Here is a 20,559-nt window from a genome sequence, read left to right as displayed (position 1 = left end):
AGACTCAACCGAACAGCTCGAGGACGGGGTCTGGCTGACTGGCGAGGTGGGCCGCCAGGGCCACAGCAATGGCCTCGGCATCCTTCTCTTGAGAGGTCCAGCGATTGCTGCGGGCAAGGACCTGCCGGACGCTTTTGTCTTTGCCCACCTTGGAGAACGCTGTCCCGATGCTCAGTTCACACCCGCTGTGGCGCAACAGGATGTGTCCATATTCGTGCGCCACGATGTGCCTGACGAACGCATCGGACTGCACGCATCCCTCGTCATGGAAAATGTAGGACTGCGTCTCTGTCCTCATCCACACGCCAGTGACTGAACGACCAAGGCTCTGCGGAGCTGGTCCAACGCTGATCTTGTATCCGTGCTGCCGTTCAACGGCCGCGTGTATGTCCGGCCAGGACCTCAATGACGAGGCATTGGGTAGTAACTGGTCGAGATCAACGCTGGGAAGGCGCAGGGGGAGAGCCAGGACTTTCACCTCATGACTGTACCGGGAGTGGCGCGCACGAGTCGGCTCGCGCCTGAAGGGTGGGGCTAGTGCGTATGTCGGTAGAAGAGCCTACCGGTCATGTTCTACCATGAACATGTTCACGCTTCCTTGTAGAGCGCCTTGTGCAAATGTACTTCAGCTGGGAAACACGCCGCTTTGCTGTGGGCAAATGTGCATTTACCGTGGCAGACTGGCGCTATGACCGAGTACAAGCCACCGAAGATGATCGGGCGCAAAGTGCCGTTCAGCATGCGCCTGACCCTGGATCAACACCGGTTGGCAGCAGAGAACGCTTCTCACGTGGGGCTCTCCATGGCTGAGTACATCGGCGCGCTCATCGAGCGTGACTCGGGAAGGACCAACAAGCTCGACAACCCACAGGAGACAGAACTCCCCCTCAGCAACACCGCTTAAACGACTGACGGCCCGCCGGGCAAGGCGGGCCGTCGAAGTCAATCAGCTGTCCCAGGTCGCCAAACTCGTGACAGCTGGTTCAACAGAACTGAATCAGGAACCTCATGAACCCAATACCAGGGGACTGTTGTGTCCCCTAGTGTACCTGAGGCGCGTCCGCAAATGGACCCCTCTTCACTCAGTCACGCCGATTTTCGGTCACATTCCGCCCCTGACGTTGCCCTCGAGGCCGCTGGGGAGTTCCCCTCACGTCGCCGGCGGGTGCGGGTGGAGCACGAGCGTTCCAAGGCCGTCGTGCTGCGGGCGGTGCCCAAGGGTTGCCAGCTCGCCAAGCACGTCGCCGCCTGGCGCCGGGCGGTGCTGGAGCACCCCAGCCTCGACCAGCTGCGTGCCGATGCCCGAGCGAACCTGCTGGCCGTGGTCGAGATCATCTGCCACCAGCAGGACCCCGCCTCGCGCACCTGGCGCACGACCTGGGACTGGGTCGCTGCGAAGATCGACCGCTCCCGCTCCACCGTGGCGCGGGTGATCCGCCACTTGCGCGAGTGCGGGCTGCTGGCCGTGGTGGCCACCGGCCGCAGCGCGGGGCGCACCCCGGCCGCCACCGGTCGCACCCGGGGCGAGGCCCCCGTCTACGCGCTCATCCACAGCACCGTCCAGCCGGCAGTCGAGCCTGTGGAACTAACTGACACCCCGGTCCCCACGAAGTGGGAGAATCTTTCCCCGCACGCGCGCGAAGAGGTTTCCCCAAAGGACGCGGCTGCGCCGCGACCCACCCGAAAGCGCGCCGCGCAGCGGCGCGAGGTGGTCACCGCCCTGAAACGTCGTACAGCCCCGCTGTGGCCCCGTCATGCGACGACGGAGCCTTTGACGAAGCGGGTGACCCGTCGGGCGCAGAAGGAGACTCAGCGGGCGGCCGCCCTGGAGCTCCAGCACGAGGCCATCGTGCTGCGCCAGCTCACCACCGCCCACGTCACCAGCGTGTGCAAGCCGTTCTTCGAGGCCAGATGGACCATCGCCGACGTGCTCACCGCCCTGGACTGGACCCCTCAGGGCACCCGCTACGGCTTCCTCACCGTGGAGGGCATCGACAACCCCGCCGCCTGGCTGGCCGCCCGCATGCGCGCCTGGACCCACCCCGACGGCACCCCCCTACGCTCCCGCGACCAGCGTGTCGCCGCCGAGGCCGCCCAGCGCCGCGCGGCAGCACGGGCAGCCGCCGAACGCTACGCCGCCCGCACGGCTGCCTCCGCGGCCTCCCCAGCGTCCTCCCCCGTGCCTGGCCCCCGCCGGCCGTTCCGGCAACGCTGGGCCGCCCAGATCGCCGCCGGCCAGAACCAAGCCGCCGGCGCCGCCTCGGCTCCGTAGTCGGGCCCCTTGGCGTGTCCGGTCAGCGGGGGAGAATCCGCAGCATCGGCACTAGCCAAACCGTATATTTGTACGGTTCTATTGTGTTTATGGGCTGAGGTTTAGAATATGTGTTCTATTCTGACGGCATGAGACACCCAGTACCGCTCACCATTGACCGCCCCGTGCTGGTCTCTGCGGTCCTGGTCCGAGTCCCGGCTGGCTTCCCCTCCCCTGCCCAGGACAGCTTCGACGACGGCCGGATCGACCTCAACGAGGTCCTGATCAGAGACGTGACCTCCACCTACCTCTTCCGCGTCACCGGAGACTCCATGGAAGGCATCGGGATCTACTCCGGCGACGAAGTCCTCGTGGACCGCTCCCTGACCCCCAGGCACGGCGATGTCGTGATCGCCGTCCTCGACGGGGACTTCACCATCAAAACCCTCCACGTCCACCCCGAGAAGGTCGTGCTGCACCCGGAGAACCCGGCCTACCCCGACGTGGAGGTCCCGTCCCTGTCGACCCTGCAGATCTGGGGTGTCGTGGTCTACGGCATCCGCCACGTCAACCAGCGGAAGCTGCACTAGGACGGTGGCCCGCGGTGATCGCCCTGGTCGACGTGAACAACTTCTACGCCTCCTGCGAGGCCCTCTTCGAACCCTCGCTGGCCGGCAAGCCGCTGGTGGTGCTCTCCAACAACGACGGGTGTGTCGTTGCCCGCAGCGCTGAGGCCAAAGCCCTGGGGATCAAGATGGGTGACCCCTGGTTCCAGCTGCGCGCCGACGCGAGTCGGTGGGGACTGGAAAAGCGGTCCTCCAACTACCAGCTGTATGCGGATCTGTCCGAGCGGGTGATGCTGCTGCTGGCCCGCCACGCGCTGGGTCAGGAGGTGTACTCCATCGATGAGTGCTTCCTCCTGCCCCCGGAGGGCACCCCGGCCGATCAGGTGCGGTGGGCACGCCGGCTCAAAGCCACCGTGGCCCGCAATGTCGGGCTGCCGGTGAGCATTGGGATCGCCAGCTCGAAGACGCGGGCGAAGATCGCCACCGAGGCCGCGAAGAAGCTGCCGGCCACCGGTGGGGTGGTGCACTGGGACCAGGCCCCGGAGGGATACTGGGACCGGCTCATGGAGGCGTTGCCGGTCACAGAGGTCTGGGGGATCGCCGGGCGGCTGGCGAAACGACTGGAGGCGATGGGGATCGAGACCGTCGCCGACCTGCGCGATGCCGACCCGGTGGCCATCCGGCACCAGTTCTCCGTGGTGCAGATGCGCACGGTGCTCGAGCTCAACGGCTTCCCCGCCATCCCCGTCGAAGACGAGGTCGCGACCAAGCAACAGATCTTGGTCTCCCGGTCGTTTCCGGACCCGATTTGGGATCCGGAGATCGTCGGGGCGGCGGTGGCCGAGTTCTCCCAACGCGCCTCCCGTCGGCTCCGGAAGGAAGGCGAGGTCGCCGGACGCCTCACCGTCTTCGCCACCACCTCACCCCACCGGCCCGGACCCACCCACAATGTCTCCGCCCACGTGCGCCTGGCCGTGCCCACCAACGAGCCCGGACCCCTGGTGGCCGCAGCCCGGGCGGCCCTGGTGCCCAAGCTCATGCACGGGATGTCCTACATGCGCGCCGGGATCCTCTGCGCGGACCTCGCTCCCGAGGGCGCCGTGCCGGTTCTGCCCGGGGTGCTCGAGCAGCCCGCCCCGATCGGGGAGCTCATCGACGCGGTCAACCGACGCTTTGGCACCGGCACCCTCGCCCTGGGAAGGCTCGGCGCCCACTCCCCCGCCCCCTGGGCCAATCGCCAAGCAGATCTCTCCCCGCGCTACACCACCGACTGGAACGAGCTCCGCACCGTCTCCTGAACACGCGCTTCTTAGCTGGGCCGCATTAGGACTGACCTACTCCCCCAGCCGATCAAGGCGACAGTCCTCCTTGGGACTGGGGTGGCGGACGATGGCTGCCGCACATTTCCTCGGCCCTGGCGGGCCTCCAAAATGATTGCCCAAGGGAAGCTGCGGGAACCTGGGAGCCCGGACTGGACCGGGATCACTACCAGCACCTTGTTTGGGGTCGAGGTGGCGTACAACAGTTATGGGGTAAAAGGATAGTTTGGAAATAATGGAGGCTAATACTCCAATTAGGGAGTGTGAGGGGGTGGAGGTGTCCAGGGAGAATGGGAGCTTTGGGCGTCCGCTCAGCCCTCTGAGCTCCACCGGCTCAGTCATTTTCTGGGCACTGGGGTTCACGAGAAGTAGCAGGCTGGGGTGAGCCGGCATCCGCAGGCTTCGACGCATGCCCACCCCGCTGAAGCTTTAGCAGGGTGGGCATGTCGCTGCACGAAGAAGGAGCCCAACATGAAGATCGTCGGCAGGATCCGATTCACGGCGACCCAGGAGGTTGAAGCGGAGGCTGAGAATTATGTTGCCGCCCGCGAGCAGCTGCTCGCGTCCATCTCCGAGGGATTCGAGCTATTCCACGTTCGCAGGGACTCTTAGACGGCCATCCTTGCGCGTGATGTCCGCGCGGATGCTGACGCCCCCTGCCGACTGCTCGTTGGTGGGGGCTTTTGTCCGCCCGACTATCCCTAACTTCTTCCTCAAAATCATCCATTCACGCCATTTACCCCATTCATATAATGGAGTAAATCGATGGTATAAGTTCCGAAGTCAGACCGGTTGGCGAGGATGGCCTCAGTACTTCGACATCGCCCAAGTGCTCTACCCGTACGGTGTTCCCGGTGCAGGCACCGCCGGAGTCGTTGCCGTCCTCGACGATGACGATGACGGTGCGGTCGCCGGGCACAACCTCTACGTCAAGGACCTGCTCTTCCATTGAGCCCAGGAGGGCATCATGACCACCATCACCCTTTACACCCTCCCTGGGTGTGTGGACTGCCAGGCCGCCGGCCAGGCCATGGACCGCAAGGACATCCCCTTCGGCCTGATCAATGTCGCCTCCCTGCCCGCGGCCGCCGACTTCCTCCGCGACCTGGGCTACCAGGGAGTGCCCGTGACTGTCGTCCGCGACGGCGACGGCACAGTCCAGGACCACTGGCACGGCCTGCGCCCGGACAAGCTTCACGCCCTGGTGCGACAACGCGCCGAGCTGACCTGACCGATCACCCGCAGATCCACGGCACCCCTCACGTCCGGACCCCGCGAAGTCCATCCGCCCCCCAGGAGGACGCCATGACCGTCCAGCCCGAACACGCAACCAGCAAGCACCGGGCGACCGCCCAAGAAGCGACACGGGCCGCCCAGGAGGTCCTGGCCGAGATCGAGAAGCTACGCGCGGCCGCCCAGGCCGCTGCCGACAACGAGAAGTACACCCAGTGGCTCACCCGCCACGCCCAGCGCCTCGAGGTGCTGGCGCGGAAGGCCCAGCATCTGGCGGATGCCGCCACCGAGGCGTGCCTCAACGCCGGCCACCTCCACGGGGAGCACCTGGTGGAGGTCACCGCCACCGCCTGTCGCGCCCGCGACGACCTCTACCGCGTGTACTTCTCCATCACCGCCTGAGACCCGTCAACACACCTCTGCATTCCATTTACTTAACGACTCCATTTACTAAACTGAGGCAAACACTCAAAGGAGGCACCGTATGGACATCCTTGCCACCGTGCTGCAGAAGGGTGGCGTGGGCAAGACCACCACGGCCTACCACCTCATCCGCGCCGCCCAGCGCGCGGACAAGCGCGTGCTCGCCATCGACATGGACCCGCAGGGCAACCTCACCACCGCCCTAACCCCCGAACGGCTCCCCCTGGACGAGGTCAGCCTGGCCGATGTCATCAACCCCCAGCAGGCACCGGGGGAGGACCCTGTCACGCTGGCCGACGTCATCGTGTCGACCATCTGGCCCGGCGTGGACCTGGCCCCCACGGTGGGGCGGGCCCTGGCGATCATCGAGCAAGAACTCACCCAGGCACCCCGCACCGAGGAACGCGCCCGGACCCTCCAGCGCGCCCTTCAGGGGGTGGGGGAGCGCTACGACCTGGTCATCATCGACTGCCCGCCGAACCTGGGCATGCTCACCGTCAACGCCCTGGTGGCCGCCCACGGGGCCGTGCTGGTCACCGAGGCCGGCCTGTTCGCCGCCGATGGGGTGGCCCTGATGCGCGACACCATCGGCTCCGTGCAGCAGCACTACAACCCCGACCTCACCATCCGCGGGGTGCTACTCAACAAGTGGGAGCCGACGACCCTGGCCGGGCGCGAATGGCGACTGACCCTCCAAGAAGCCCTGGGGGAGCAGCTGCTGGACCCGCCCATCCCCAAACGCGCGGTGATCCGCGACGCCATCGAGACCGGCGACGCCCTGGACCACATCAAGGGCGGCCAGTCCATGGCCGAGCTCTACACCCGCCACCTGGCCAAGATCACCAGCCGCTGAGCCGTCCCGGCACGAAAGGAACGACCCCCACCATGAGCACCGCAGGACGCCGCCGGAAATCCACCTTCCTCACCGGCCAAGACGCCGTCGCCCCCTCCATCACCGACACCACCGCCCCCGCGCCGGAGGTCGCAGCACCCGCCGCACCACAGGAGACGGCGCCGGCGCCTGCGGCCGAGCAGAAGAAGGGGAACGCCACGGACACCCGCCGTCGCCTCCAGGTCCAGATGGACATCGACGACCTCGCCGAACTGCGCTCGGCCTACAACCACGTCGCCCAACGTGGGCAGACCCTCAGCGACTTCGTCGCCGGCATCATCACCGACCGGATCCACCAGTACCGCGACGAGATCAATGACGGACGGCCCTTCGGCGGTGCAGGCACCGTGACCCGGGGCCGCCCTCCCAAGTACTAGCCGAGAATCCAAACATCCCATTTACTCCATTAAATGAATGGGGTAAATGGGATGTTTTTGCATAAGGGGCCAAGTGGTCCAGCCGATGGCCCCGTGCCGGATCAGGGCGAGTAACTCGTCACCGGCTGCTCGCCGTGCGGAGGAACCGCCGTGACGGCCCCCGTGCTCGAGCCCTGCCCGAGACGTTCCATGGCCATGTCGCAGCGGTGGCCGGCCAGCATTGGGCCTGCCGTCGCGGAACGCCCGGAAAGTCGAGTGCTGTCCGGTGGGGGAGTGGGGGGTCTACTGGGCGGCGTAGTAGGCGTCTTTGACGGACTGGTGGATGCGGCCGCGGTCGGAGACCTCGTATCCGTTCTCCTTCGCCCAGGCCCGGATCTTCGCCGTCTCCGGGTTACCACCGGCGGAGGAACGGGGCCCGGTGGCCCGGGAGGGCTTGCCCTGGGCCCGCCGACCAGCGGCAGCATAAGGGCGCAGGGCCTCCCGCAGCTTCTCTGCGTTAGCGGTGGACAGGTCGATCTCGTACTGCCGGCCGTCCAAACCGAACTGGACGGTCTCATCAGCAGGACCACCCTCGAGGTCGTCCTCCAAAATGATCTGCACGCTCTGGGCCATCACAGCACCTTCCTCTCAATTTCTTCATAGCATTACTCGACACGCGTCCACGGCCAGAGAATCAGCACCGACCCGCTTTCCCACATGCGTTTTGAGGAAGTCGAGGGTGCCGATCATCGTGGTCGCTGTCGGACATTGACTCACCCTATCGAGAAAGGCCAATCATTTCTGGGTGCCACTGAAAGCACTGAGGTTGGCCACATGGAAGTCCTACGAAACGGTGCTTCGAGAAGGGCAGGATTGGGCGTGCCCCTATCGCCACCCTGGGGCAACAAAAACTGTTCGCACCACAGCCGCAGGGGCCGTTACGGCGGGAGTGCTCGCCGATGCTGGAAAGGTGTGGGGTGTCCACCCTGCGTTCATCGCCTCCAGTGCGGTCGTGGAGATGGTGGTCATGGAACAGCTCAATATGCACTGACCAGGCGGATGCGCCAGATAACCTGAACAGGTTCCATTTGAACGATTGCAAAGGCGGAAGTTGCTGTGGAGACCCTCGCTGACCTCACTGCTCGGATTGCTCATCGAGATCCGGCGAGGGCGGAAGTCATGCTTCAGGCCGATATCCGCAGCTTCATCCTTGAAGCCAAGTTGAATCTGCACGCCGAGCAGTTGGCTATGGACCCGGATCCGGTGTCGCTGGAGTCCCAGCTAGGGGATGGGACCAAGCGGCGAATCGACATCGAGGCCGGTACCACCGTCATCGAAGTCAAACGCAATCTGGCCCAAGGCACCGTGCTTGCAGACGCAGAAGAACAGCTGGGCGGATACGTCCGGCATCGGGTGAATAGCACCGGCGCCCGGTACCTGGGAGTGCTCACTGATGGGGCGCAATGGCGGCTCTATGTCCCTGATCTTGACGGGACCGGCGACATCATCCCCGCCGGTGAACCGTTGCACATCAGTAATGCTGCGGACGCCGAACGGTTGAGGCACTGGCTGGGCACCATCCTGGCCACTGACACGGCACTGCCGCCCACTCCGGAGAACATCGCTACCCGGCTTGGGGCCACCTCACCGGCCCACGAAGCTGATCACACCACCCTGCACGCGCTCTACGATGCCGGCAAAAACCACCCCACCGTGCAGATCAAACGCGAGCTATGGACCAAACTGCTCCGCACCGCCTTTGGTGAAGCCTTCGCCGAAGCCGATCACCTCTTCATCGACCACACCCTGCTAGTACTCACAGCTGAGGCCATCGCTCACGCCGTGCTGGGTTTCGACATCTCCCGCAACGGTCCAATCACCCCGCAAGCGCTGGCTGATGGGGAGCACTTCCGGGGAGCACAGATTCTTGGGGTGGTTGAGGCTGACTTCTTCGACTGGCCGCTGGAGCTACCTGGTGGGGAGCAGTTCGTGAGGTCCCTGGCCGATCGCATTTCTCGGTTCGATTGGTCGCATGTGCAGCACGATGTTCTGAAGCACCTGTATGAGTCCGTGATCAGTCAGCAGACCCGTGAGGCCCTGGGGGAGTACTACACTCCGGACTGGCTGGCGGATCGAGTAATTGATCATGCTGACACGGAGCCGTTGACCACCACTGTCATGGATGTCTCGGCCGGCTCGGGTACGTTCCTTTTCCACGCTGTGCGCGCATACCTGGCGGCGGCTCGCGAATCGGGGGTGGCGGACGGGGAAGCTGTGCACGGGGTGGTCCAGCACGTATTCGGCATGGACATTCATCCGGTGGCGGTCACGCTGGCTCGTGTGACCTATCTGCTGGCGATCGGTCGGGATCGCCTCACTGCACCGGGGCGGGGGACGATTACGATCCCGGTTCATCTGGGTGATGCTCTGCAATGGGAGCAAGGGTCGTCTCTGCTGGCTCGGGCTGATGTCATCACCGTTCCAACCACCGGTGAGGACATTCTTACCGGGTCCGGCGGCGGGGTGTTGTTCGGGGACGACCTATTGTTCCCGCATTCGGTGCTCGCCGATGCTCAGCGCTTCGATCAGTTGGTCTCCGAAATGGCTGACCTGGTACTCACTGCCACTCCCCACCATGTGAAGCAGGGCGGAGGTGCTAAGGCCAATGCGAGCGTCCGGCTTGTGGAACCGGTGCTGAAGCGTCACCACGTGCCGGAAGAGGACCGGCCGCTGCTGCGCGAGACCTTTGACACTATGCGCCGGCTCAACGACAGCGGCCGCAACCACATTTGGGGCTATTACGTTCGCAATCTGATCCGTCCCTTGTACTTCTCACTGCCTGAGCATCGAGTGGACCTACTGGTGGGCAACCCGCCATGGCTGCGTTACAGCAAGATGGGCAAGGCCATGCAGACCCGATATAAGCGGCTTGCTCAGGCCCGCAACCTGCTCTCTGGGGCACTTGGGGCTTCCGGACGTGATCTATCGACCCTGTTCGTGACTCGGGCCGTTGAGCTCTATCTCAAACCCGGGGGGCGTTTCAGCTACGTTATGCCGCACGGCACGCTCTCTCGGAAACCGCACCATGGATTCCGCACCGGCCGGTGGACGCGTGGACACGGAGCAGAGACTGGACTGGCGGTGCAGTTCGAGGAGTCTTGGGACCTGCATCAAGCTCCCACCGGATTTCCGATGAGTTCCTGCGTCATCTTCGGAATCCGCCACGATTACGCGAACCGTGCCATGCCTTCGACTGTGCAGAACTGGCACGGTCGTTTCAGCAACCCTGCCCACACTTGGGAACAGGTCGCGGACAAGTTCAGAATCACCTCGGCCACCGTCACCCAGCACGACCCTAACGACCCGGCCCCCGTGTCGCCTTACGCTTCGGTGTTCCGGGCCGGCGCCATTCTGTATCCACGGATGCTGATGTGCGGCGAAGAACTCCCCGCAGGCCCCTTGGGAGCGGGTGCTGGTCGTATCCGGATAACCTCACGACGGGGCAATCTCGACAAGCCACCTTGGAAGGATCTTCCCTCTGTCGAGGCTGCCGTGGGGCAGGAGTACCTCTTTCCAATGTTGCTGGGAGAAACGGTCGCACCCTACCGAGTTTTGGAACCTCTCCTGTCGGTGCTTCCAATCCATGAAAGGACGTTGCTGAAGACCGAAGAAGTGCATGAGCACCCCAACCTAGCCTCCTGGTGGCAGCAGGCTGAGGGTCTCTGGGAGGCTAACCGGGTTGCCAGCGAAACCAAATCCCTGGCCGAGCGTATCGACTACCACGGTCAACTCACCGCCCAGTTGGGACGCGAACACGACTACCGGGTGGTCTACAGCAGTTCCGGAAATCGCTTGGCCGCCGCGACACTCACAGACCCCCAAGGCATCGTCGAGCATAAGCTTTACTGGGCTCCGGTATCCACGCTCAACGAGGCGCGCTACCTCACAGCGATTCTCAACTCCGCGGCCCTGCTGGAGCGGGTAAAGCCCTTGCAGACCCTTGGGTTATTCGGTGCACGAGACTTCGACAAGTACGTGTTCAAAATTCCTTTCCCCCGCTACGACAACACCAACGATGCTCACGTGCACCTCACCACACTTGCGGCGCAGGCGGAGAATCTCGCAGCCGAAGTGGACGTCTCTCAGGTGCGGCGGTTCCAGGACGCCCGCAAATCCATTGATCATGCCTTGAAGACTGCAGGACTAGCTGAACAGCTTGAGGCGACAGTGCAAGCGGTGCTCCCCATCGTTGATGTGGCAGTCCTCGAGGAATGAAGGGTCGAAAGCCAAATGGTCCAGGCGCGGCTGAACCGATCCAGGGCTGGGGGTGGAGGCGCTGGGCATTCATTGTAGGTGTGGCCGTCCTCGTCACTGGATTAGTGCTGGGGTCGTGGTGGCTCACCGAGGTAGATGAGTCCGTGAACGGCAATACCTGGGTAGGGCTTGTCGGATCCGTGCTGGGAGGCGCGGTAGGTGGCCTGGTAGCTGTGCTGATCTACCGTCACACGGTAGAGGTCGAGCGAGTGAGAGAAAACCTGCGACAAGAAGAAGAACGGGAGCAACAGGCGGCTGCTTGGCAACGAGAACGAGAAGCACGCCGCGAAGCCATGCGCTCAGATGTGGGCCGTAAAGCCGCCGAGATTGTGCAGCCGATGTGGGCAGTGGAACATAGTCACGAGGTGCAGGTAAGACCTCGAAAAGCAGCAGAGTCGTTGGGTTCGTTAGCCTCGTTCTTGCACGAGGCCTGGGAGCCCGGAAGCAATCAAGATGTGCCCAGCCTCAATGCTTTGCAACAGCTTTGCATTTACTTCCTTATGTGGTCCGAAGATGAGCAAGGGAATCCGCCAGGACACCTTCAAGGAATTTCTTGGGACCAAGTTGGGCGGGCTGTTCTGGAGTGGGTTGCTGCGTTGACAGCGGGTGGGGGTCAGCGCATTTTCGAAACGTCACACCAACTTTACGGTACCGTCGTCGCCGCACGCGCGATGAGCACCCAGCCACCCCGGAATGGCTAAACGTCCAAGAGGACTAGGGGCTGCCGCACAAGGAGGTCAAGGCGTCGCCTATTTTTGTGCGGGAGTCCCTAGCATCCGCTAATGATCAAGGAGTTTTCTCGCGGCCTGCAAAATTTCAGCGATGGCACCTGATGGCGGAGTGGCGCATTGCTGGGCCGCGAGTCGATACGTTGCCTCATGTTTATCTGACGCAACCCCGTCGCCTCCATCGATAACGGATTGACGGGTCTCGAAAAACTCGGGCCAGTCGGCGGAAAGCATCGTTTCCAGCGTGTCCTCGACTGCATAGAGGTTCTTGGAAAGAAGACCTTTAGGGTAATCGTCCGTAAGTTTAACTCCCATGAATTCTGCAATTTGCTTATTGAAGCCGGCTGCGTCATTATACTTAGCGCGTTGAATATCTGCCAGTTCGATTTCAGTTAGCTCCCGCTTTTCCCCGGCCTTGCGAAGCTTTTCCAGTTTTTTAGTTCTAGCTCTTGTATCGACATCGGAGTCGTTGTCCCAAATAACCAAAACAGGGATTCCGAATTCTTTGAGAACAATCTGAGGTAGAAATAAAGAATTTTTGCCTCTGACGGAAGTCGCTGTGATGCCAAGGACGTCGAACGAGGCGGTGTGATTGCTCGCGCCTTCCAGTACAGCTGCATCATCCGCGCCTTCACACAATACAACCGCATTGGCAAAAAGGGCTTCACGTAAATCAAGGAGAATAAGCTTAGACCATTCTGAGGTGATGGTCCATGATTTCGACATGTATGATTGAACAAGATCGGATACGGCGTCCCGAGTCGTCGAGGAAACCTTGAAGTTCCCTAATGCATCTCTGGACACCCTTCTAACTTCGTGGAACTCGAAGGGGTCGACAAAGTACAGGCTATGGGTGGCATACGCAATTTGCAGCTTACGGTCTGCATCTCCAGCGAGCTTTCGTAGCACGGAGGCAAATGCTCGAGCTTGAGTGGGGTGCTGGAATAATTCAGGCTCCTCGATAGCTAGGAAGAGTGTGTTTTCCTCGAATGAATCTGTGGAATATTCGGCGAGGACTTGCAGGCTCGCAACAAGAGCAGCTCTTTGAAAACCGTGACCTTGATGCGTAAGAGGTGTTTCGACTATTTTATCGATTACCCTAATGTCAACCTTGGCCTTAGGCGGTGCGTACAAGGATCCCTGAGGTTGGAGTTTAATGTTCCGGCCAGCGGTGAATCTATTAATTCCTTCACTAAGGCGTTGGGATATGGTCTCCAGTTGCGGGCCGAGGTGTTCGTCATTGATGGCGTTGTGTTTTTGCGTCACTTCGTTTGCAAGATCGGTCAGGGCTGCTTCGGCAGGGGAGCGATCGAGGGCACGACTAAGGAGTTTTCCGAGAATCGTCTTGCTCGAGTCTTCAGCTTCGTCGTAGGCCCGCAAGTCAGCGTCAACGAAAACATATGTGAAGATTTTTGCAAGTTCTCCTTGGCCAGCAAATCCAAACATTTGATTATCTGTGACGAAATCTAATGCCAGTTCGCTCGGATTTTCCTTCTCCCATGCGTCCAGCGCTTTGATAATTGCGGGCTTGGTTTTGGCTTCTGGAAGTACAATTGAATTTTCCATCAACTTTTCGCGCACGTCATCGTAGGCGGATTTTACCGGCCCAGCGGGTCCGTCGATTAGTCTGCGAACAGGGACAAAGGCCGGGTATCCTTTAGATGCGCCTGCGAGGCGGTCGCCAGTTGCGGAGCTCCATTCACGTCTTACCGAAAACGTGTCTGATTGTGGCGGCGCATATCTTTCTGTTAGAACTTCACGGTCCCGCGGTGTAATTTCCGTGAAGGTAACTGTGACTGCGATTGTCTTATCGGTTTGCTCGAAGGCACCAAAAACGTCTGTGGGTGCAAGAGAGTCTTTCGCGCTATTAAATACCCAGTCGAGAGCCCGGAGCACCGTCGACTTCCCCGCTCCGTTGGGACCTATGAAACTAGTTATTTTTTCGAACTTTATCGAGTGATCAGCTACGCATCTGAAATTTTTTATGTGAATGGTGTCGATGATCACGAAGACTCCTGGAACTATAGGGTTCTGATTTGACCTTGAGTCGAGTGTCTCGCATGCGTAGCCGAGTAACGCGGCGACACGAAGGTCAGCAACTGACAGTTTCGACAGTCCGCATGTTCCGGGTTGCGACGTCCTGCTCGCGGAGACTTCTCGGATCCCAAGGGTTGTGCGACGCCTTGGTTGCGAGACTGGAGCCAGTAGGAGGAACGCGTGTCCTGGTGCCAGCTTGGAGTGCTTGACCTCGTAACAGTGTCAGGAGATCCTGACAGTGTCAGGGTTTCATTACACCCCGGAGGTGAACATGCTTGAGCATGATGGAAAGCAGGGCGTCACGGCGCCGCACGCGGCGTGGGAGCTGGGGGCGGCCCTGGCTGACCATTCCGTGCCGGTGGATGACCGTGACGGAGTGGCTGTAGCCCAGTTCCTGCGCATGGCTGCGGATGCGTGGGCGACCGCGAGGACCGAGGAGAGCACCGACCGTGCTTTGGAGCGAGTGAGGTTCCTGCGCCTGCTCGAGCGCGGTGCCGGCGTGGCGTTGCGCGATGCCGTGGGAGACGCTCGGGGGAGCGGGGCCTCGTGGGCCGGGGTGGGATGGGCGTTGAACACTTCCCGGCAGAGTGCCTATGAACGGTTCGCCGGCTGACCCTGTCTCTGGTGAAGGTTCGCCGGCGGGTGAGACCGAGTCTTATGGGCTTTCGGCGCGTTGTCACGTCTCGCAGGTCATGGGTTAGGAGGCGTTCTGGTTGCGAGACAGGTGCGGTGCTTGGCACCTACACCTGGTCTCATAACTCCCTCGTCTGGCGCAGTCGGCGGAGGTAGATGAGGGTGACGGCCAGTAGCAACAGTGGGAGCGGCGTGGTTGTGGTGCGGTCGTAGCGAAGCCCAAGACGCTTGAAGCGCAACACCCAGGAGATGATGTGCTCCACCACCCAGCGGTGCCGGTCGTTGCGCTGTGGTGTAGCCGGCGGCCAATGACGTACTGAATGCCTGGTGGCTGGGGCGGCTGGAGTGCTTGGGGCGGGTCTGTGGACCTCCAGTCACAGCGCGGGGAATTCGTGGGCAATAGGCATCTTGTGCTGGTGCAGGGGGCGGGCGACGTATGCCCTGCGACCGGCGACGGTGCCACCCAGGGTGGGAGGTACTGGGTAATGGGACATCTGCCGAAACTTCAAGTGATTTCATCGGAGTAGTCATGCCCGGGTAACGAGCATGGGTCGAAGCTGATCCCGTGGTTTCGTCCTTGTCGTCATGTTGTTTGGGGCAGGTTGGCAAGCGCCACCACATCACCTATCAGTGTGGATTGCCTAGGGAGCGATCCTTCAAAATCTAAGGAGCACATGATGGTCGAGCACAATGATGTAGCGGACTCACCGTCGCTCGGGCCTACGGCATGGTGGTCCCGGCGTAGCTTTTTGACGGCTGGTACAGCGTTGGCCTCGATGGCAGCCGTCGGCGCGGTGTCGCCAGTGGGGGCCGCGCCAGTGAGCACAGCGGCGATGTGGAGTGCCTGGTTCAACCTGGGCCGTCCCTCCTCCGGATTCATCGGCGGACCGGCCACGATTTCCCGGAACAAGGACGTGGCCAATATCTACGTCCGCGGCACGGACAACGCGCTGTGGCAACGGGCCTACTACAACAACAGGTGGCACAACTGGGCCCGCCACAACGACGGCGGCGTTCTCGCCTCCACGCCTGCCCTCGGATCCATGGGCCCGGACCACGAGCACGTCTTCGTGCGCGGCACCGACAACAACGTCTGGCAGAAGTACTGGACCCGCACCGGTGGATGGAGTGCCTGGTTCAACCTGGGCCGTCCCTCCTCCGGATTCATCGGCGGACCGGCCACGATTTCCCGGAACAAGGACGTGGCCAATATCTACGTCCGCGGCACGGACAACGCGCTGTGGCAACGGGCCTACTACAACAACAGGTGGCACAACTGGGCCCGCCACAACGACGGCGGCGTTCTCGCCTCCACGCCTGCCCTCGGATCCATGGGCCCGGACCACGAGCACGTCTTCGTGCGCGGCACCGACAACAACGTCTGGCAGAAGTACTGGACCCGCACCGGTGGATGGAGTGCCTGGTTCAACCTGGGCCGTCCCTCCTCCGGATTCATCGGCGGACCGGCCACGATTTCCCGGAACAAGGACGTGGCCAATATCTACGTCCGCGGCACGGACAACGCGCTGTGGCAACGGGCCTACTACAACAACAGGTGGCACAACTGGGCCCGCCACAACGACGGCGGCGTTCTCGCCTCCACGCCTGCCCTCGGATCCATGGGCCCGGACCACGAGCACGTCTTCGTGCGCGGCACCGACAACAACGTCTGGCAGAAGTACTGGAAGTAAGTAGCCCAAGAGACGGTTTCAATAGTCCTTCCGGGACAGTCGCCGGGCGCAGATGGCGGTGACGGCCAGGATCGCCACGGCGGCGATCGTGGTGCCGTTGCGGTCGTAGCGGACGGCCAGACGGCGAAAGGCCAGCAACCAGGAGATGGTGCAGTCCACGACCCAACGGTGCCGGCCCAGCCGTTCGCTGCTCTCCACCCCGATTCGGGCGGCCCGGGCGGTGATGCCGCGCCGGCGCAGGTAACGGCGCACCCGTTTGTTGTCGTAGGCCTTGTCCGCGCGCGGTTTCCCCGGCCGGCGGCGAGGTCGGCTGCGACCTCGCCCCTTGACCGGGACCAGTCCGTCCAGGATCGGCTCCACCAGCGTGGAGTCGTGCCGGTTGGCCTCGGTGATCGCCACCGCCAGGGGCAGTCCATCGGCCGTGACCAGCAGGTGGTACTTGGTGTCCGCCTTGCCGCGTCCTGGCTCAGTTGCTCGAGCACGGCGTGGTGGAGTTTCTTCCACACTCTGGCCTCACTCCAGGCCCGCCGTCGACGCCAGCAGGCGATCTAGATCGTTGCCGTGGTCTTGGTGCGGTTGCCGGTGATGACGGTGCCCTCAAAGGTGAGGTCCACACAGAGCATGCCGTCCTCGATGAACGGCTTTCACCGCCAGTGGCAACGGGGTCAATCCCGGAGTGGGCGGTGAAGGCGGTGCCCGAGACAATCGCCTGTCCGGGGCCGCGCCTGGACCCGGTGCGGACGGCATAGGCATGAGGGGAGGAGTTATCGGCGACGCGCAGTGACATGACCTGCCAGCTGCGGTCGTGAAGCAGTTCCACCGTTTTAGCGTTGTCTACCAGATCGTGGGCGGCCCTGTTGAGCAAAATCACTCCCCGCTTTGAATCGTGACACTGAGCGCCTGGGCCAGCGGCGTCATTCTTATGTTGAAAACTTCAAACGGTATGACTCCTCTCATAGTTGGTCGGTGTAGAGGGCGGTATGCATCGTATTCATTGCACCGTCTGCGTGCAGACTCACTGAGCACGTGCAGCGATGTGTCTTGGCAGGTAAGGGGTGCGAGACGTCTCGTCAAGCGTGCGGTGACTGTCCCACTTCCTTGGTGGTGGGACTGCCGACATTGGAGTCCCTGCTTGGGGGTCGGAACGGCGAGTGGCGTCCACGCCGCGGCGGGGCGAAGTTCGTTAGCTGGTGAGACTGAGTCTTGGGAACTTCTAGTGCACCTGTGTGTCCTGTAATTCAAGGGATGCAAGACGTCTCGTAAAAATTCTTAGAATGTCCCCTTGGTGGGAGGGCTGATTTGTGCGGTGTATGACAAATAATCAACAAAGGAGCCAGCGCACAGCCAGCGATATGGGCGCGCAGTTCAGCCAACATTGAGGAAAGTGACATTTACTGCATTATAGCGAGGATATTTGCTGAAAGCACTGAATCGCCATCAGTATTCTACTTTATTGAACTAGTTCTAAAATTCTTTTATATTTATTTTTTCGGCACCGTGGCGAGCAAGGTACTCGTTAAGATGCGCAGTCCATCGCATGGTAACTTTTTCGGGTGCATCGAGCCACTGGGTGGGTGTTGATGGAAGAGGGAGATTGATTGCTTTGAAGAAACACTCGACTGGAATCCATGCGACGGTTCTCTCTCGCACGTCAAGTATCTCCTCATAAAGGGTATCTAGACGGTCGCGGGATCCGACAAGCATAGCGTCACAGAACTCGGCCAATGCATATCGAGTTGAAACCGCCCCAGTAGTTGAAGATGACTGGTCCAGGGATTTTAGTCGACTAAGGGCTCCGGAGAGGTGTGCGGAATCACCCTCGTGATGCAACACGATGGCCAGTAGGGCACTTCGGATGGCCACGATATGCCCCACGAGCTCCGCCTCTTCGAGGAAGTCGTTGAGGGTGCGCGCGTCAATATCATTGCGAAGAAGGGCCCGTCGGACGAGGTAAGTTCCGCGTTCTTCTAGATACTCGCGTTGACGGCCAGCGGTCCGGCGTTGAGCGAGCTTATCCTTAATATCGGCGAAATATCGATCGGGGAGACCATGATAATATTCGGATTTACGCTTGACTAGAGCAGAGGCAGGAATGCCATCGGCTGCCTTTCGGGCTTCAATAAAACGCCGCGCCTCAACAAATACTTGGGATTTTTGTCCAAGGTTCAGGGGTGTGGGGGCGATCATGGATACCTCATCAAATACCGCCAATGCCTCATCCCAGTGATGCTTAAGTTTTAGGGTATATCCAAGATGCCTACCAGCCGCCAGTCGAAGGGGGTGGCTGGAGTTGAAAATATTCCGTAGTAACCGTAGGCGATCCTCAAATGGAGTACTGATCGACTTGGCGGTTATAAAGTCGAGTACGTGCTGACCATATTCGGTTTTACTGGTGCTGGGAATTCTGGGCTGTAGGCCTTGAATAGATGGACTGAAAACAATGGCTTTAGAAAGCCAGTCCTCGTATGAGTCGTTATCAGCTGGTTCAACGGTAGTTTCCTGACCGCACACCAAACTTATGGCAACGCCTATTGCATCAAGGACATCGCGATTGTTTTCTCGTTGTTTGGCGGCGATATGCATCTGGTGTGCTGCTGTGGCAGCACGACTTGCAGCCACCTGCCAGTCCCGTTCGGACCAGCCGCCGGCGAGCTGGTGACCTGCTTCACGAATGGCCTCGCGAACGGCATCATGCATGCGATAAGGGAATCGTTCGCTACCGTGACTATCAATCATTGGACGTCGGACTGCTCGCTCAGCGCACCCATGATCAACGTTAGCCGCAGCGGCCATAAGGTCGGCGTCGAAGGTGCGGAACAGGCAGGCGCCGCGTATTGCCCGTTGTTCGTCAGTAGGAATGTCGTCGAGTACCCTTTCCACTAAGGAGGCAAGAGAGCCGGTGACGTCGCTCACCGCCACCTGCCGACCGCCACCAGCATCTCTGATACCGACAGCTACTATTCGAGCCAATTCTAGGTACTGCGGCAGGCCACCCGAGGCAACGGTGAGCTCGTCGACGACTTCATCGCTCATAGGGAGTTCGAGTATTCGTCGCCCCCGAAGGATCACCGTTCGAGTGTCCTCAGGGGAGAGGTTGCCGACTAAATGTTGCCGTGGATTCTCTTGGGCACCTGGCACCAGGCCGGGCCATGTCCACGCCCCCCGGTGGGGTAAATCGACTCGGTTCTGGTCATACCAGTCCAGCATGTCACGGCCGGTGAGTACGAACAGGACGTTAGGCATTTGATGTATCAGCCTGTTCAAGTGTTTTTCGGAGACCCGACGAGGGTCAAGAGCGAGACGCTCGGTTGTGTCGACAAATGCCACCATAAGCGGGCATGGGGATAAGCGGGAAATTTCCCATGCCAATATGCCGGCAATCGTGCATGCCAGGTCCGGTCGAGGATCGGTCGGGCTAGGTTCGTCACCGCACTGAACGAGGAATTCTTTGAAGCCGGCGAAGGCCTCGATGCCAAGTTGCAGGTCATGCCGTCGACGAAGCTCACCAATGAGTTTACGAATACCGAGAACGCCCAGACCTGCCCCGGTGCCTGCAGCGGCAAGTTCGGCCCACGAACCGAGGTCGGTGAGAGAGTCGCGAATAGTTCCAACAACAGCGGCGTTGAGGTCATCACGACCTCCAATTCTCGGGAATGGTTCGCCAGGGCGCACCGCCGACCAGTAGGCGGCAAAGGCCAGATCAAAAAGCGGCCACCGGGGACGTACCTCCGCAACTCCAGCTCTAAAAGCGCTGAGCACCGTCAATAGATCCATTCGCCCGGCCGAGTTGTGCAGGTCAATACGGGCAGTCGCCTGCACTTTGGTGGCCGGCACCGATCCCCAGCCGCTGATCAAGGGCAACTTACCGTTCACCCAATGCTCCAGTCGCTCCGATAGAGACGACTTCCCGATGCCACCCAGTCCATAAAAGGTCAGCACATTACAGCGCGCGATCTCCGTTGCGTCACTGCTGTCGACGTACCGACGGAAACGGGCCAGTGCATCCTTGAAAGCCAGTGACTCACTCTGACGGTCGGTGAACAGCTCATCGACGGGCCCCAATGGAGCATGGTCTTGGGCGCTTCCAAGCGGATCAAGTTCCATAGGACGAATCTA

General features: G+C 61.3%; 18 protein-coding genes and 2 pseudogenes. 13 read left to right on the top strand and 7 right to left on the bottom strand.

The features are described from left to right. Positions 1–4 precede the first annotated feature (4 nt). Positions 5–478 carry a hypothetical protein gene (locus tag ACZ2G1_RS19525; protein WP_284563913.1) on the bottom strand — a complete coding sequence of 158 codons (474 nt, stop codon included), beginning with the start codon at positions 476–478 and terminating at the stop codon, positions 5–7. A 210-nt stretch (positions 479–688) separates the two neighbouring features. Between ACZ2G1_RS19525 and ACZ2G1_RS19520 the strand changes: the two genes are divergently transcribed. The 5 genes from ACZ2G1_RS19520 to ACZ2G1_RS19500 all read left to right on the top strand — a co-directional run bounded on the left by ACZ2G1_RS19520 (position 689) and on the right by ACZ2G1_RS19500 (position 4,748). Beyond that, on the top strand, positions 689–904 hold the full coding sequence (locus tag ACZ2G1_RS19520; protein ID WP_176338312.1) for a hypothetical protein: 216 nt from the start codon (positions 689–691) through the stop codon (positions 902–904). Positions 905–1,171: 267 nt separating this feature from the next. Further along, complete coding sequence (locus ACZ2G1_RS19515) at positions 1,172–2,272, top strand: hypothetical protein (protein ID WP_470377934.1); 1,101 nt, start codon at positions 1,172–1,174, stop codon at positions 2,270–2,272. Positions 2,273–2,400: 128 nt separating this feature from the next. Next, positions 2,401–2,841: a LexA family protein gene (locus ACZ2G1_RS19510; RefSeq protein ID WP_470377933.1), complete on the top strand. Its 441-nt coding sequence runs from the start codon at positions 2,401–2,403 to the stop codon at positions 2,839–2,841. Positions 2,842–2,855: 14 nt separating this feature from the next. Continuing rightward, positions 2,856–4,115 carry a Y-family DNA polymerase gene (locus tag ACZ2G1_RS19505; RefSeq protein WP_470377932.1) on the top strand — a complete coding sequence of 420 codons (1,260 nt, stop codon included), beginning with the start codon at positions 2,856–2,858 and terminating at the stop codon, positions 4,113–4,115. A gap of 492 nt (positions 4,116–4,607) precedes the next feature. Next, entirely contained in the window at positions 4,608–4,748 is a 141-nt protein-coding gene (locus ACZ2G1_RS19500) for a hypothetical protein (protein ID WP_470377931.1), read from the top strand. A 133-nt stretch (positions 4,749–4,881) separates the two neighbouring features. Here ACZ2G1_RS19500 and ACZ2G1_RS19495 read toward each other — a convergent pair whose 3' ends face one another. Next, positions 4,882–5,085 (bottom strand): hypothetical protein, encoded by a 204-nt coding sequence (locus ACZ2G1_RS19495; RefSeq protein WP_470377930.1) that lies wholly within the window; start codon positions 5,083–5,085, stop codon positions 4,882–4,884. A gap of 18 nt (positions 5,086–5,103) precedes the next feature. On the opposite strand from ACZ2G1_RS19495, the gene ACZ2G1_RS19490 reads away from it, so the two are divergent. From ACZ2G1_RS19490 to ACZ2G1_RS19475, 4 genes are all read left to right on the top strand, one after another. After that, positions 5,104–5,367 carry a glutaredoxin domain-containing protein gene (locus tag ACZ2G1_RS19490; RefSeq protein ID WP_470377929.1) on the top strand — a complete coding sequence of 88 codons (264 nt, stop codon included), beginning with the start codon at positions 5,104–5,106 and terminating at the stop codon, positions 5,365–5,367. A 74-nt stretch (positions 5,368–5,441) separates the two neighbouring features. Then, positions 5,442–5,771, top strand: a complete 330-nt coding sequence (locus ACZ2G1_RS19485; RefSeq protein WP_470377928.1) for a hypothetical protein — start codon at positions 5,442–5,444, stop codon at positions 5,769–5,771. Positions 5,772–5,853: 82 nt separating this feature from the next. Continuing rightward, positions 5,854–6,645, top strand: coding sequence for a ParA family protein (locus ACZ2G1_RS19480; RefSeq protein ID WP_470377927.1), 792 nt, complete (start codon positions 5,854–5,856; stop codon positions 6,643–6,645). 32 nt (positions 6,646–6,677) lie between these two features. Further along, positions 6,678–7,061 (top strand): hypothetical protein, encoded by a 384-nt coding sequence (locus ACZ2G1_RS19475; protein ID WP_470377926.1) that lies wholly within the window; start codon positions 6,678–6,680, stop codon positions 7,059–7,061. A gap of 282 nt (positions 7,062–7,343) precedes the next feature. Here ACZ2G1_RS19475 and ACZ2G1_RS19470 read toward each other — a convergent pair whose 3' ends face one another. Next, entirely contained in the window at positions 7,344–7,673 is a 330-nt protein-coding gene (locus tag ACZ2G1_RS19470; protein ID WP_470377925.1) for a histone-like nucleoid-structuring protein Lsr2, read from the bottom strand. Positions 7,674–8,156: 483 nt separating this feature from the next. Here ACZ2G1_RS19470 and ACZ2G1_RS19465 point away from each other — a divergent pair, with 483 nt between their 5' ends. Continuing rightward, the gene (locus ACZ2G1_RS19465; RefSeq protein WP_470377924.1) at positions 8,157–11,315 is read left to right on the top strand and encodes an N-6 DNA methylase; all 3,159 of its coding nucleotides are present in this window, start codon (positions 8,157–8,159) and stop codon (positions 11,313–11,315) included. Between the two features lie 80 nt (positions 11,316–11,395). After that, entirely contained in the window at positions 11,396–12,055 is a 660-nt protein-coding gene (locus ACZ2G1_RS19460) for a hypothetical protein (RefSeq protein WP_470377923.1), read from the top strand. Positions 12,056–12,133: 78 nt separating this feature from the next. Here the strand turns inward: ACZ2G1_RS19460 and ACZ2G1_RS19455 are convergent, their stop codons facing one another. Beyond that, on the bottom strand, positions 12,134–14,089 hold the full coding sequence (locus tag ACZ2G1_RS19455) for an ATP-dependent nuclease (RefSeq protein WP_470377922.1): 1,956 nt from the start codon (positions 14,087–14,089) through the stop codon (positions 12,134–12,136). Positions 14,090–14,384: 295 nt separating this feature from the next. Between ACZ2G1_RS19455 and ACZ2G1_RS19450 the strand changes: the two genes are divergently transcribed. Continuing rightward, positions 14,385–14,732 carry a hypothetical protein gene (locus ACZ2G1_RS19450; protein WP_470377921.1) on the top strand — a complete coding sequence of 116 codons (348 nt, stop codon included), beginning with the start codon at positions 14,385–14,387 and terminating at the stop codon, positions 14,730–14,732. 139 nt (positions 14,733–14,871) lie between these two features. Here ACZ2G1_RS19450 and ACZ2G1_RS19445 read toward each other — a convergent pair. Continuing rightward, positions 14,872–15,039 (bottom strand): annotated as a pseudogene (locus ACZ2G1_RS19445) (IS5/IS1182 family transposase); the annotation flags it as partial. 546 nt (positions 15,040–15,585) lie between these two features. On the opposite strand from ACZ2G1_RS19445, the gene ACZ2G1_RS19440 reads away from it, so the two are divergent. Further along, positions 15,586–16,443, top strand: a complete 858-nt coding sequence (locus ACZ2G1_RS19440; RefSeq protein WP_470377920.1) for a DUF8189 domain-containing protein — start codon at positions 15,586–15,588, stop codon at positions 16,441–16,443. 18 nt (positions 16,444–16,461) lie between these two features. On the opposite strand, the pseudogene ACZ2G1_RS19435 reads toward ACZ2G1_RS19440, so the two are convergent. Beyond that, positions 16,462–16,985, bottom strand: a pseudogene (locus tag ACZ2G1_RS19435) (transposase); the annotation flags it as partial. Positions 16,986–17,907: 922 nt separating this feature from the next. After that, on the bottom strand, positions 17,908–20,547 hold the full coding sequence (locus tag ACZ2G1_RS19430; RefSeq protein ID WP_470377919.1) for a hypothetical protein: 2,640 nt from the start codon (positions 20,545–20,547) through the stop codon (positions 17,908–17,910). Positions 20,548–20,559: the final 12 nt, after the last annotated feature.

The sequence above is a fragment of the Kocuria sp. KKT182 genome (assembly GCF_055635395.1).
Note: the sequence above shows the minus strand (reverse complement) of the source record. Positions and strands in the feature narration are given on the sequence as shown.